This is a genomic window from Spirosoma agri (assembly GCF_010747415.1).
Lineage (GTDB): Bacteria > Bacteroidota > Bacteroidia > Cytophagales > Spirosomataceae > Spirosoma > Spirosoma agri.
In genome coordinates this window covers 162,939-175,970 of the sequence record NZ_JAAGNZ010000002.1, presented here as the reverse complement: position 1 = coordinate 175,970, position 13,032 = coordinate 162,939, and the positions used below count along the sequence as shown (strand labels likewise).

Sequence of the window (13,032 nt, the reverse complement as noted above, 5' to 3'; positions counted from 1 at the left end):
ACCTACCAGAATATTCCGTACAGAACAACGACCAGAAATAAAATCAGGCCAGCACCTATTGCAAACGAAGGGGCGACCTTGAACATACTGGCGTCGATAGCCAGCCCTTTTTCGCCAGGCTTCTGAATACCAAGAACAATCATCACCGCTACGCAGATCAGGAACACAAAGCCCATCGTGTCTAGGAAAGGTATTGTATAGACACCATTCGGGTTTGGTACGGCGAATCCGTATGGGGCCAGAAACTCCAGATTGACCAGGTCGGGCAGTACGAATTTAAAAAACAACGAGAGCAGGAAGCCGCCGACAATGGCAAACATGGCTCCTGCCGAGTTCGTCTTTTTCCAGAAGAAGCCCAGTAGAAAGGCGGCAAAAACGCCCGGAGAAACAAGGCCGGTCATTTCCTGAATAAACTGGAACCCACCCTTCTTGTCGATACCCATGAACGGCGAAATAAGAATCGCCATCAGCATAGCCACCCAGATCGTGATTCGGCCGACCTGAACCAACCGCTGTTCACTGGCTTCCGGCGAAATGTATTTTTTGAAAATATCGAGCGTAAAAATGGTCGAGATCGAGTTGGCTTTACCCGCCAGCGACGCAACCACCGCAGCCGTCAAGGCCGCGAACGAAAGCCCTTTCAAACCAGCAGGCAACAGGTTCAGCAATACCGGATACGCGTGGTCTTTATTGACTTCGCCGGTAGCATCCAGCATTTCCTGGTGAAATAACCCATTCTGATACAAGGTGTAGGCGGCAATACCAGGCAAGACAACGATGACGGGCATCAACAATTTCAGAAAGGCCGCAAAGAGAATACCTTCGCGGGCCGTTTTCAGATCCGCCCCAAGTGCGCGCTGCGTAATGTACTGATTACAACCCCAATAGTTGAGGTTCACAATCCACATACCGCCAATCAGTACGGTTAAGCCAGGAAGGGATGAATAATGCGGATTGCTTTTTTCGAAGATCATGTGGAAGTGATCCGACGACTGGGTAAGCATGATGTCAAACCCATTGAGAATTCCTTCCGTACCATTCTGAGTTGACACCAGATTGATCGCCAGGTAGGTCGTCGCCAAGCCGCCCAGGATCAGGAAGAACACCTGAATTACATCGGTATAGCCAATTACTTTCATCCCCCCCAGGGTAATGATAACCGCAAAAACGGCCAGGCCAATCATACAGGCCGTAAAGTTCAGACCCGAAATGGTCGAAACGGCCAGTGCTCCCAGAAACAGAATAGACGTCAGGTTAACGAGAATGTAGAGGAACAACCAAAAGATGGCCATGATCATGGCTACGGTGTTATTGTAGCGCTGGGTCAAAAACTGCGGCATCGTGAAGATGCGGTTCTTGAGGTAAATGGGCATAAAAAAGACTGCCACCACAATCAGCGTAGCGGCTGCCATCCACTCGTAGGTAGCGATTGCCAAACCCATCGCGAACCCATCACCCGAGGCACCAATGAACTGCTCAGCCGAAATGTTAGACGCAATCAGGGAAGAACCGATAGCCCACCAGGTCAGCGACCCTTCCGCCAGGAAGAAGTCGGTGGTAGACATGTTGGCCGAATGTTTTTTCTTGTAAATCCAGTACCCATAGGCACTAACAATAATGAAGTAAACAAAAAAGACTGTGTAGTCTAATGTTTGGAGTTTTTGCATGATTCAGCAGGGAACAGGAAATCGACGTTAATGGGATTTTTCAGGCCCGAAATATACCATATTCCTGATAGAAAGAGACGAGCTTTTTTGCTGACTCTATTGACAAATGGGCAATAATCTCGCTGTTTTGATCAGGATTACCTAAATCGACGTCTAAAATCAGGTTGTCTTACAAAACAATAGCACGGTTTCCCGCGATAAAGACCCGATCGTTGAAGACCAGTTTCAGCGCCTGTGACAGAACAATTTTCTCCACATCCTTGCCTTCGGTAGCCATGTCAGCCGCCGTATGTCGATGGTCAACGTCTTTCACGTTCTGCGCAATGATCGGTCCTTCGTCGAGGTCGTTGTTAACAAAATGAGCGGTTGCGCCGATAATCTTAACCCCTCGCTCGTAGGCTTGCCGGTAGGGGTTAGCGCCAATAAAAGCGGGTAAAAAGGAATGGTGGATGTTGACAATCCGGTTTGGAAACTGGTTGACAAAGCCGGGGGTCAGCACCCGCATGTACTTGGCCAGAACCAGGTATTCGGGTTCATAAATAGCCAGTGTGCGTAGGATTGCCTCTTCGTGTTCCTCACGGGTTTTGCCTTCGTGTGTAACGTAGTGAAACGGGATACCAAACTTGCTAACCAACGGTTGCAGGCTATTGTAATTACTGACAACGGCCAGAATATCGGCGTCCAGCTCATCAAACGCGTAGCGGATCAGCAACTCACCCAGGCAGTGGTGTTCTTTCGTGACCAGAACGACTATATTTTTCTTGCGCTTTGGATTCAGGCGAAAGGTGATTCCCGGATCGGGAAGTGTGGTTTTCAGCTCGTTCAGGAGGGCAGCACTGTCGAATTCACCTTCGAATTCGGTTCGCATAAAGAATCGCCCCGACGGGCTGACATACTCGTCGTTGTGAATAATATTTAGGCCGTGGCGGAATAGAACGCCCGTTACGTGATAAATCAGTCCCTTGTTGTCGGGACCATCCATCAGCAGAATATGCTTTCTGGAATCTTCCATAGTTCATTCGTAATAAATCGGCTAAAAGTAGTAAATGCCAACTGTTTATTCCTTTATTTTGGGCCATTCGTAGCTATATTATGGTAAATCGACGCCGTTTCCTGTCTGTCAGTTCACTGGCTGGCCTCTTTCCGACACTCTCGTTCAACGCTAGTTTACCGACCCCGAATGAGACTCCCGCAGCCGGGCCAATGGTCATTTCAACCTGGAAACAACCTAAAGCAAACCAGGCAGCCCAGACTGTACTTGATCGGGGTGGGCGGGCGCTGGAGGCTGTCGAAGCCGGGGTTCGCATACCCGAAGCCGACCCCGATGACATGAGCGTTGGCTACGGCGGTCGGCCCGATCGCGACGGTCGCGTAACGCTCGATGCCTGCATCATGGATGAGAAAGGCAACGCGGGTTCGGTCGTCTTTCTGGAACACATCATGCACGCGATTTCGGTAGCCAGAGCCGTCATGGAAAAAACACCGCACGTTATGCTGGCTGGTGACGGAGCGTTGCAGTTTGCGTTGTCGCAGGGGTTTAAGAAGGAAAATCTGCTAACGAAAAAGGCCGAAAAAGAATGGCGTGAGTGGTTAAAAACGGCCAAGTACAAACCCATCGCCAACATCGAACGGCACGACACCATCGGTATGCTCGCGATCGATGATCAGGGCAATATTTCGGGTGCCTGCACCACCAGCGGATTGGCCTACAAAATGGCGGGTCGGGTAGGCGATTCGCCCATTATCGGTGCTGGATTATACGTCGATAATGAGATCGGTGGCGCCTGTGCAACGGGCCTGGGTGAGCTTGTTATGCGGACCTGTGGCTCATTTCTGGTCGTTGAGTTAATGCGACAGGGCCGGACACCCCAGCAGGCCTGCGAGGAAGCAGCCCTTCGAATTGTGAAAAAACAAGATTATAAAGACATTCAGGTTGGCTTTTTAGCTGTAAATAAACAAGGAGAGACAGGCGCATTCAGCATTCAGCCGGGTTTTAATTATACCATATCCAAGAATAAACAGACGCAGGTGTTGGACGCCCGCTCTTATTTGAAATAAACAAGTTTGTCTTTTATTGTTTATAGTATTTGATTGCAGGGCTAAACCACGTGATCTCTACTAATCCACAATATCCCAAAACTATCAGCTAATTTGGAATCGGTATTTTCAACATCAAAGCGGAAGTTACTGCTTGAAATCGCCTGGGAGGTCTGTAATCAGGTGGGCGGTATTTATACGGTCATTCGGTCAAAAGTACCGGCCATGGTCGAAAAATGGGATGATAATTATGTAGCGATCGGCCCGTACTTTCCCCAACGGGCAGCCGCCGAATTTGAACCGATTACCGACTCCGATGAGACCGAGATTGGGCAAACTGTTCGCAAAATGCGACAGATGGGCTACACCGTCGAGTATGGCTACTGGCTAGTTACAGGTCGTCCGCGCGTGGTCTTGTTCGATGTAAACAGCATCGGCCAGGATCAGCTAAACTATATCAAAGGGCAGCTCTGGCAGAATCACCAGCTGTCGACGATGAACGTCGAAGATCTGGTGAATCAGACCATTGCCTTTGGTGAAATGGTGCGGCAGTTTATCACCCTGCTGGCAGCCGATCATTCGCGCCGGGTCGACTTTGTCGCTCACTTCCATGAGTGGATGGCCAGCACCGGCTTGCCCGATCTGCGCCGGGACAATGTCAAAGTAGCCACGGTTTTCACCACCCACGCCACAATGCTTGGCCGCTACCTGGCTCAGAACGAAGCAGGTTTCTACGGCAAACTGCCTTTTTTCGACTGGAAACGGGAAGCCCTGCATTATGGCATCGACACGCAGGCAACGGTCGAACGGCTGGCGGCCCTGCAATCGCACGTATTTACGACCGTTAGTGACGTAACCGCCCGCGAGTGCGAGGTTTTTCTCGGTCGAAACCCGGACCTTATTCTGCCTAATGGCCTGAATATTACCCGATTTGCCGCTACGCACGAATTTCAGAATCTGCACGTTCGGTATAAGGAGAAGATCCATGAATTCGTGATGGGTCACTTCTTCCAGAGTTATTCGTTCGATCTTGAGAAAACGCTTTACTTCTTTACATCAGGTCGATTCGAATTCTCGAACAAAGGCTATGATCTGACGCTCGAAGCCCTCGCCCGGCTCAATTTCCGAATGCGGGAAGCGGGTATGGACATGACGGTCGTGATGTTTATGGTGACCAAACAACCCTACACATCGATCAACCCCGACGTGCTGCACTCACGGGCACTCCTCGACGAAATTCAGGAAACGTGCGAAAGCATCGAGAAACAGGTTGGTGAACGACTATTCCTGGCAGCGGCCTCCAACACCGAGAACACCCTGCCCGATCTAAACAAATTTGTCGACGATTACTGGCGGCTTCGGCTCCGGCGCACAGTCCAAAGCTGGAAAACCAAGCATTTGCCGCCGTTCGTTACGCATAACCTGGTACGGGAAGATGACATGACCCGCTTTATTCAGCAGGCCAATCTGGTCAATAACGAATACGACCGGGTCAAAATCGTTTATCACCCTGACTTTATCGCATCGACCAACCCGCTGTTCGGCCTAGATTATAGCCAGTTCGTGCGTGGCTGCCACCTTGGGGTATTTCCAAGCTACTACGAGCCATGGGGTTATACACCACTGGAATGCGTTGTTCGGGGTATTCCGACCGTTACCAGCGATCAGTCAGGCTTTGGTGACTTCATCATGCAGATCATGCGGGACTACGAAAACCGGGGCATCTACGTGATCAATCGCCGGACGCAGAATTTCAACGAAGCTGCCGACCAGTTAGCCAGTGTGCTGTTCCGATTTGTCCGGATGGCGCAACGGGACCGGATCGCACAGCGCAACCGTGTTGAAAGCATTGCCGAGGTCTTCGACTGGAGCAATCTTCGCTCCTATTACGATACCGCACACGATCTGGCGCTGAAACGCCGAAAACCTTAATTCAATGGCTGGTAGCTGCACCATACGGCAGCTACCAGCTACCCTATAACACACATGATCAGAATTGGCATCATCAACGTTTCAGACCGGGCCAGTGCAGGCGTTTACGAAGATATTCCCGGTAAAGCCGTTGTTAAACTCCTGACCGATTGGTTAACCTGCGACTGGGAACCGGTTTACCGGGTCATTCCCGACGAACAGGATCAGTTGGAAGCCACCATGATCGAGTTGGCCGACGCTGAGGGTTGCTGCCTGGTCGTAACAACTGGTGGTACGGGTCCCGCCCTCCGCGATGTAACCCCCGAAGCGACCGAAGCTGTCTGTCAGAAAATGCTCCCCGGTTTCGGTGAACTGATGCGGCAGGAAAGTCTCAAATACGTACCAACGGCCATTCTATCCCGCCAAACGGCCGGCATTCGCAATCAGACGCTAATCCTGAACTTACCCGGCAAACCGACCGCGATTGGTCAGTGCCTATCCGTCGTGTTTCCGGCTATCCCCTACTGCATCGACCTCATTGATGGCCCTTTTCTGACAACAAACGAAACCATCTTGAAGGTGTTCAGGCCAAAGTCATAGGCCGGATTAGAGCCTTCGTTCAATCACTTCGGAAAGCTCACTTTGCCCATCGAAACCGTTGGAACGCCCTGTCGGTCGCCAAATGACGTTGTGCCACCCGCCAGACTTTCATTGGCCAGTACGGCAAACAACACGGCTTCCTTTGCGTCTCCGTTGATACCCAATTCATTCGTTTGACCAAACGAGCAGGTTGGCAATAATTTCCGGATAGCACCTGTCAGCATCGGGTTGTGCGCACCGCCCCCGCTCATGTACACGTGCGTTTCCGTATCATTGATAACCCGCTGAATGGCACTGGCAATCGTATCGGCGCTGAATTGAACTAGTGTTGCCATCAGGTCAGCGGACGATAGATTAGTGGTCTGGCTACGGGTCTGTGCATCGGTTACATAAGCCACGTTAAATACTTCCGGACCCGTCGTTTTGGGGAAAGGAGCGTCAAGAAAAGGATTCGTTCTCAGCGCTTCGAGCAAGGCAGTATTGACCCGACCGCTGGCTGCTAGTTGCCCATCTTCGTCATACGGTTTGTTTAGCAATCGGCGCGCGTAGGCATCCAGGAGCGTATTGCCCGGACCCGTATCGGTCGTAAACACTTTACTGGCATCTCCATCGGCAGGCAGATAGGTGAAGTTGGCAATCCCGCCCATATTGAGCAAAATACGATTTTCGCCCGGCTCAGAGAACATAAAGTAATCGCCATACACGGCCAAAGGTGCCCCTTCGCCCCCTAATGCCACGTGTTTCTGTCGAAAATCGCTGAACGTAATAATGCCGGTCGTGGCCGCAACATGGTCGCCGTCGCCAATCTGGAGCGTAGCATTCGGGAACTTATCACGCCGGTGCTGGCTTTTGGGAGCATGATAAACCGTTTGGCCGTGACTGGCGATCAGATCGATGGCGTTAGGTTCGATGTTCCAGCCGCGTAGACAGTCACTGATCATTCGCCCGTGAAGCCGACCGACGTACGGATTCAGCACACATAACCGTTCAAAATCAATCGTGCGTTTGGCAAAGATGGTCCGGATTTCTTCCTTGAACTCGTCATCATACGGCACCGTTGTAAATTGCTCGAGCACAACCGCAGTCGCTGGACCGTCGCCTGAGATGCGGCACAGCGCAACGTCGAGTCCATCGAGCGAGGTGCCTGACATTAACCCAATGATCCGACGTTCTGATTTTTTAGCAATATCGTAGAGGTGCTGAATCTGCGCGTTCATAAACTGAGTTAGATTCGATGGTCGATCGATACTGGCGCAGTGCCTTTGCTTAACGACCATCATTACGCGAATAACGCATGAATTTCTGGGGAGACGAACAATTTTCCTTTTTTGAAAGCATTCTATTTTCTGCCCTGGGCCAGCCGGTAGACGTACTGGAAACACAGTTTTTGTCGGGTGGTGACATCAATACGTCGGCCCGGGTATTCTGTTCGGAGGGCGTTTTTTTCGTAAAGTGGAATCACGCTGAACAACGGGACATGTTCGGAACGGAAGCTCTTGGACTCGATTTACTCCGTCAAACGGATGCGTTACACATTCCAACCGTGATCGGCTACGGGCAGGAACTCGACAAATCGTACCTGATCCTCGACTACATCGAGCCGGGTACGCCTGATAAGCAGTACTGGGAGACCCTGGGTCAGGCACTGGCGGTACTGCATTCGCACACCCAGCCAAAATTTGGGTTGAGTTTCGATAATTACATTGGCTCCTTACCCCAGGCCAATACACCAACGGTCAATGGGCTCGACTTCTTTTTCGAGCAACGGCTACTGCCCCAGGCGGGTATGGCACTTTACAAAGGATTGCTATCGAAACAGTCGTACGATGCCCTGTTCCGGCTAAAGACCCGCTTACCCGACCTACTGCCGAACGAACGGCCGGCCCTACTCCACGGCGATCTGTGGTCGGGGAACGTGGTGGTTACCGAAGCGGGTCAGCCGGCGTTGATCGATCCTTCTGTCTACTTCGGATTTCGGGAAGCGGAGCTGTCGTTCACGAAATTATTCGGTGGTTTTACGCAGCGGTTTTACGACGCCTACGACGAAGCATTTCCGCTTCAGGACAATTTCGACGAGCGTGTTGCCATCTATAATCTCTATCCGCTGCTCGTTCATGTGAATCTGTTTGGCTCCGGATACGTTAGCGGAGTGGAACGGGTGTTAAACCAGTTTTAAAAAGTAGCCTGCACCACAATTAGATAGGTCTACGATACAGCTGCCATTCTTTGTTTTGGCGACATAACACCGACAGTCGTACGCTGTCGGATACACTACATGGAAATTACTTCTTTCGAGCAATTCGATCTTAACCGACAGTTGCTCAACGCGATTGCCGACCTCGGCTATACCGAACCGACCCCCATTCAGCAAAAAACCATTCCGCTGAGTCTGGGCAATCACGACGTGCTGGGTATTGCACAGACCGGAACCGGCAAAACGGCAGCCTATCTGTTACCTCTGTTGATGAAGATAAAATACGCCCAGGGTTCCATCCCAAGAGCACTTATCCTGGCTCCAACGCGGGAACTGGTCACGCAGATCAACGAAGCGGTCAGTCAGCTAGGCAAATACACCGGCTTGCGGCACGTCGCGCTGTACGGTGGTCTCGGCCCCAAAACGCAGATCGAGAACCTGCGTAAAGGCGTTGACATACTCGTGGCTACCCCCGGTCGATTCATGGATCTGTACCGTTCGGGTGAGATCAATACGAAAGATATTCGGACGATGATTCTCGACGAAGCTGACAAGATGATGGATATGGGCTTTATGCCGCAGATCCGCTCTATCTTGGAGATCATTCCCACAAAACGGCAGAACCTGCTCTTTTCGGCAACCTTCGGCGGACGTGTAGAGCGGCTTTCGTCGGAATTTCTGGAAGCGCCGATTAAAGTTGAGGTGACACCACAGGCATCGACAGCCGACATGGTCAACCAGGTGCTGTATGAAGTACCGAACTTTCGTACGAAGATCAATCTGCTGGATTACATGATCAGTAAAGACGCCTTCAATCGCGTCATTATCTTCGCCCGATCGAAAACGACCGCTGACAATATTTACAAATTTTTGGCACGAAAAGTGGTCGAGACCGACAAGATTCGGGTCATTCACGCGAACAAAGGGCAGAACACGCGAATGAACTCTATGGATGCGTTCAAAGAGGGAAACATTCAGGTCCTGGTTGCGACGGATGTAGCCGCCAGGGGCATCGATGTGGTTGAGGTAAGCCATGTTATCAACTTTGACGTGCCGCTCATTTACGAAGATTACGTGCACCGCATTGGTCGTACGGGTCGGGCAAACCACACCGGCGAAGCCATCACCTTTATGACTATAGCCGAGGAATACCACGTGCAGAAGATTGAAAAGATCATCCGCATGACCATCCCCCGGCAACCGCTACCCGCTCTGGTCGAAGTCACCGAAACGCCTTTTGACGAACAACAGGCTATGCTGCGTGAAATGGACGAGCAACGGCGGAAAGAAGATCCGACGTTTTTGGGTGCCTTTCACGAAAAAAAGGAGAAAAATACACCGAGTGGAAAGGACCGCCTAAAAGCGAAATCGAAGATGACCGGAGCAAAAAAAACCACTTCTCGGCCTACTGGGCCACGTTCTGGCGCTTCGGCACGAAAATCAGGTGGGCCAACAAGTGGTGCAAAACGCTCCGGGGCAAAGGGAGGCCGTCGGTAGTATCAGCGCAATGTACTAACTTGGATTCCCCATTCGTTTTACCCATAATACCAGCAGTGTGTTAGTCAGTATGAACGTCCGGATGAATCTGGTGCAGTGGAGTTTGGTCATGTTGCCTATCTTATCATTGGCACAGCCCAAACAGCTTGTAACGTCAGCGCGGCCTACTGCCACGCGGGCGTTAAGCAGCACAGCAGCTACGACAGAACGCAATACGGCAAAAGCGGAATCGACGGCGTCGGATAGTGCAACCCCGGAATCGGCAGGTTCAGCGAATACGTTGCCTCTTTTTGGTGAACGACCTAAAACTGCCGCTCAAATCGATCAGGAAATTCATTTTCTGAATGACTGTGACCGAAATTTTGCCAGTCGGCCCGAAGCCAGCGACTTTTTTGCGGCCCGTGGCTGGGACTATGTGATGAAGGGTGATCTGGATACAGCGGCTCATCGCTTTAATCTGGCTTGGTTACTCAACGCGCAAAATGCCGATGCGTATTGGGGCCTGGGCGTGGTCTGTTATCAGAAAGACAATACGACCGACGCCATCCGAATGCTGAAGCGAGGGGTAGCCATCGCGGATACCAATACCGTACTGATGACGGATCTGGCGACTCTCCAGATAAAAAATTATCAGGACAAAGCGGATCCGAGTGATCTGGCCGAAGCGGAGCAGTATTTGCAGAAATCGCTGGCCATCGGTCCGGCGCTGGCTACTTCCTACCAGAAATTATCACTGGTCAATTTTCTGAAGACCGATTACGACAAAGCCTGGGAATACTTTCACCAGGCTTATACGCTCGACTTTTCTATTCTGGATCTGACTTACCTGGCCGATCTACAGGCGAAACGTCCCGACCCAAAAGGCGTATTCAAGTAGTTTGTCCAAATGAGGCTGGAACAGCGTTGTTCTGGCCCGTCTAGTTTTCGGTTTCCTCTTCCTGGATTACCTTTTCTTTGGCCCGCTCGAAGGTCACTTTTCCTTTCTCATCCCACTCCGTAATTGTATAGGGCTCGAAGTCCGTATCCCACTGATCACTGGCGTGTTGGGTGAGTTTTTTGCGCATACGACGACCACTCGGACTAATCGGGTAAAATTCCGTCCAACGCCCAATTTTAACGCCATTGTCGTATTTCCCCTCTTCGGCAAGCAGCCCATTTTCGTGGTAAGCCGTATACGTGCCTTTGACTTTACCGTATTCGATCGGGACAATTTCTTTAACTTTCCGGTGGGTCGAATCGTAATACGTTATCCTCGACTCTGCCGGAACCCCCTTTGCCCACCGCGATTTATCTTTTAACATAAACCGGGCATCGTATTTCTCCCAGCGACCATCTTTCATACCTGCGTAATAAAACCCTTCCTCAACCAAATCACCGTTTTGGTAACGCTTGTAAGGACCATGCAACAGGAGCCCCGTCCCTTCATCTTTTATGATAGAACTGGATACCCGATTACTCCGCTGGTAGTAGCGATACACATCCCGGACATACGGCAGTGGTTTGGCGGCATCGTTATCTTTCAGAATATGAAACTCTTCAACTATGGTCCGGTCACCACTGCCCATTTTCGTATAGGCTTTGATCATGGTCAAGCCTTCATATTCGTTCTTCGATACCTTTTTCTTGTCTTTTTTATCAGATTTTAGCTTCTTTAGGTGTTTTATCTTCAAGCCCAGATCAGGCATACCATCGGAGACGAGCGCATCTTTACTGTCTTTCAAGTTGGTGAGATACTCTTCCTTCTTCTCTTTCAGCGAGGACATTGATGGAAGGCCAAGGGACGATGACACCGAAGAAAACGACATAGCCGACGATCCGGACGGCGCCAGAACTGGCTTCGACGCTGTTGTCAATGATGCGGGTTGTGCAGGTTGAGGCTGGGCAAACAATGTTCCCGTCAACGAAAATAAGACAACAAAAGGAAAACGTTTAAATAATACGGTTAACATAACTAGTGTAAACGATTGGTGCCCTAAGTTTGTTAAGTTTGCAACGCTTGGCTATATAGTATTATTTTGTAAATCCGTTTCCGGTGTAACCGGCATTCTCACATAAATAAAGATCGTGGAAAAACAGGCCCGCATTTACGTTGCCGGACACCGAGGTATGGTCGGCTCAGCTATTGTTCGCAAGTTACATGCCGAAGGGTATGAAAATATAATTGTCCGTACCTCATCTGAATTAGATCTTCGTAATCAGGCAGCGGTAGCCAATTTTTTTGCCGAAGAGAAGCCCGAGTATGTGTTTCTGGCAGCGGCTAAAGTTGGCGGCATTATGGCCAATAATATATACCGCGCCGAGTTCCTTTACGATAATCTATTGATCGAATCGAACATCATCCATAGCTCTTACGAAACAGGGGTGACTAAGCTATTGTTCCTTGGTTCGTCGTGCATCTATCCGAAGCTGGCTCCGCAGCCGCTTAAGGAAGAATATTTGCTGAGTGGCTTTTTGGAATCGACCAACGAGCCATACGCGATCGCTAAAATAACGGGTATTAAACTCTGCGAAGCGTACCGAAGTCAGTATGGCTGTAATTTCATCTCGGCGATGCCGACGAATTTGTACGGTCCCAACGACAACTACGATTTGCAGGGATCGCACGTGTTGCCCGCATTGATCCGTAAGTTCCACGAGGCTAAAATCAATGATCAGCCTTCGGTTGAAATCTGGGGGACGGGTTCACCAATGCGTGAATTCCTCCACGCCGATGACCTTGCCGATGCCTGTTTCTACCTGATGGAACATTACAGCGACGAACTGTTTGTCAACATTGGTACGGGTGAAGATGTTACCATTCGCGAACTGGCCGAAATGGTCAAAGAAACGATTGGCTTCGAAGGCGAACTGCGCTGGAACACCGAAAAACCCGACGGTACACCTCGTAAGCTGATGGATGTTTCGCGGCTTCACGCTATGGGCTGGAAACACACAACCGAGTTACGTGAGGGCATTGAACGTACCTACCAGGATTTCCTTGCCAACGAAGTGTTGTACGTCGAGTAGAGACCGGTCCGCCGGTGCGGCATCATTATGTCTTACGAGCGTCAGCAATGGTTTATTTCGTTGATCATTGCTGACGCTCGTAAGACGTAACCAGTCAGTCCAGTCACCTAAACTATTGCT

General features: G+C 50.5%; 11 protein-coding genes. 7 read left to right on the top strand and 4 right to left on the bottom strand.

Going from position 1 to position 13,032, the window contains the following annotated elements; genetic code table 11:
* Positions 1-2: 2 nt before the first annotated feature.
* Positions 3-1,667 (bottom strand): sodium:solute symporter family transporter, encoded by a 1,665-nt coding sequence (locus GK091_RS17480; protein ID WP_164041167.1) that lies wholly within the window; start codon positions 1,665-1,667, stop codon positions 3-5.
* Between the two features lie 169 nt (positions 1,668-1,836).
* The gene (purU, locus tag GK091_RS17475; RefSeq protein WP_164041166.1) at positions 1,837-2,679 is read right to left on the bottom strand and encodes a formyltetrahydrofolate deformylase; all 843 of its coding nucleotides are present in this window, start codon (positions 2,677-2,679) and stop codon (positions 1,837-1,839) included.
* A gap of 80 nt (positions 2,680-2,759) precedes the next feature.
* On the opposite strand from purU, the gene GK091_RS17470 reads away from it, so the two are divergent.
* The 3 genes from GK091_RS17470 to mog all read left to right on the top strand — a co-directional run bounded on the left by GK091_RS17470 (position 2,760) and on the right by mog (position 6,215).
* Positions 2,760-3,725 (top strand): N(4)-(beta-N-acetylglucosaminyl)-L-asparaginase, encoded by a 966-nt coding sequence (locus tag GK091_RS17470; protein WP_164041164.1) that lies wholly within the window; start codon positions 2,760-2,762, stop codon positions 3,723-3,725.
* A gap of 93 nt (positions 3,726-3,818) precedes the next feature.
* Complete coding sequence (locus GK091_RS17465) at positions 3,819-5,636, top strand: glycosyltransferase (RefSeq protein ID WP_164041161.1); 1,818 nt, start codon at positions 3,819-3,821, stop codon at positions 5,634-5,636.
* Between the two features lie 54 nt (positions 5,637-5,690).
* The gene (gene mog / locus GK091_RS17460; protein ID WP_164041157.1) at positions 5,691-6,215 is read left to right on the top strand and encodes a molybdopterin adenylyltransferase; all 525 of its coding nucleotides are present in this window, start codon (positions 5,691-5,693) and stop codon (positions 6,213-6,215) included.
* A 23-nt stretch (positions 6,216-6,238) separates the two neighbouring features.
* Here mog and GK091_RS17455 read toward each other — a convergent pair whose 3' ends face one another.
* Positions 6,239-7,432: an anhydro-N-acetylmuramic acid kinase gene (locus GK091_RS17455; RefSeq protein WP_164041155.1), complete on the bottom strand. Its 1,194-nt coding sequence runs from the start codon at positions 7,430-7,432 to the stop codon at positions 6,239-6,241.
* A gap of 77 nt (positions 7,433-7,509) precedes the next feature.
* On the opposite strand from GK091_RS17455, the gene GK091_RS17450 reads away from it, so the two are divergent.
* The 3 genes from GK091_RS17450 to GK091_RS17440 all read left to right on the top strand — a co-directional run bounded on the left by GK091_RS17450 (position 7,510) and on the right by GK091_RS17440 (position 10,783).
* On the top strand, positions 7,510-8,391 hold the full coding sequence (locus GK091_RS17450) for a fructosamine kinase family protein (RefSeq protein ID WP_164041154.1): 882 nt from the start codon (positions 7,510-7,512) through the stop codon (positions 8,389-8,391).
* A 99-nt stretch (positions 8,392-8,490) separates the two neighbouring features.
* Entirely contained in the window at positions 8,491-9,906 is a 1,416-nt protein-coding gene (locus GK091_RS17445) for a DEAD/DEAH box helicase (protein WP_164041150.1), read from the top strand.
* Between the two features lie 70 nt (positions 9,907-9,976).
* The gene (locus GK091_RS17440; RefSeq protein ID WP_164042870.1) at positions 9,977-10,783 is read left to right on the top strand and encodes a tetratricopeptide repeat protein; all 807 of its coding nucleotides are present in this window, start codon (positions 9,977-9,979) and stop codon (positions 10,781-10,783) included.
* Positions 10,784-10,823: 40 nt separating this feature from the next.
* On the opposite strand, the gene GK091_RS17435 is transcribed toward GK091_RS17440, so the two are convergent.
* Positions 10,824-11,855, bottom strand: coding sequence for a toxin-antitoxin system YwqK family antitoxin (locus GK091_RS17435; RefSeq protein ID WP_246202308.1), 1,032 nt, complete (start codon positions 11,853-11,855; stop codon positions 10,824-10,826).
* A gap of 115 nt (positions 11,856-11,970) precedes the next feature.
* Here GK091_RS17435 and fcl point away from each other — a divergent pair, with 115 nt between their 5' ends.
* A complete protein-coding gene (fcl, locus tag GK091_RS17430; protein ID WP_164041147.1) occupies positions 11,971-12,912 on the top strand; it encodes a GDP-L-fucose synthase in 942 nt (313 codons plus the stop codon).
* The last annotated feature ends 120 nt before the right edge of the window (positions 12,913-13,032 follow it).

Excerpts from the sequence above, each read along its gene's own strand:
- GK091_RS17470 (WP_164041164.1), top strand. The coding sequence starts at position 2,760 with ATGGTAAATCGACGCCGTTTCCTGTCTGTCAGTTCACTGGCTGGCCTC.
- GK091_RS17435 (WP_246202308.1), bottom strand. The coding sequence starts at position 11,855 with ATGTTAACCGTATTATTTAAACGTTTTCCTTTTGTTGTCTTATTTTCG.
- GK091_RS17450 (WP_164041154.1), top strand. The coding sequence starts at position 7,510 with ATGAATTTCTGGGGAGACGAACAATTTTCCTTTTTTGAAAGCATTCTA.
- purU (WP_164041166.1), bottom strand. The coding sequence starts at position 2,679 with ATGGAAGATTCCAGAAAGCATATTCTGCTGATGGATGGTCCCGACAAC.
- GK091_RS17455 (WP_164041155.1), bottom strand. The coding sequence starts at position 7,432 with ATGAACGCGCAGATTCAGCACCTCTACGATATTGCTAAAAAATCAGAA.
- GK091_RS17480 (WP_164041167.1), bottom strand. The coding sequence starts at position 1,667 with ATGCAAAAACTCCAAACATTAGACTACACAGTCTTTTTTGTTTACTTC.
- GK091_RS17445 (WP_164041150.1), top strand. The coding sequence starts at position 8,491 with ATGGAAATTACTTCTTTCGAGCAATTCGATCTTAACCGACAGTTGCTC.
- mog (WP_164041157.1), top strand. The coding sequence starts at position 5,691 with ATGATCAGAATTGGCATCATCAACGTTTCAGACCGGGCCAGTGCAGGC.
- GK091_RS17440 (WP_164042870.1), top strand. The coding sequence starts at position 9,977 with ATGAACGTCCGGATGAATCTGGTGCAGTGGAGTTTGGTCATGTTGCCT.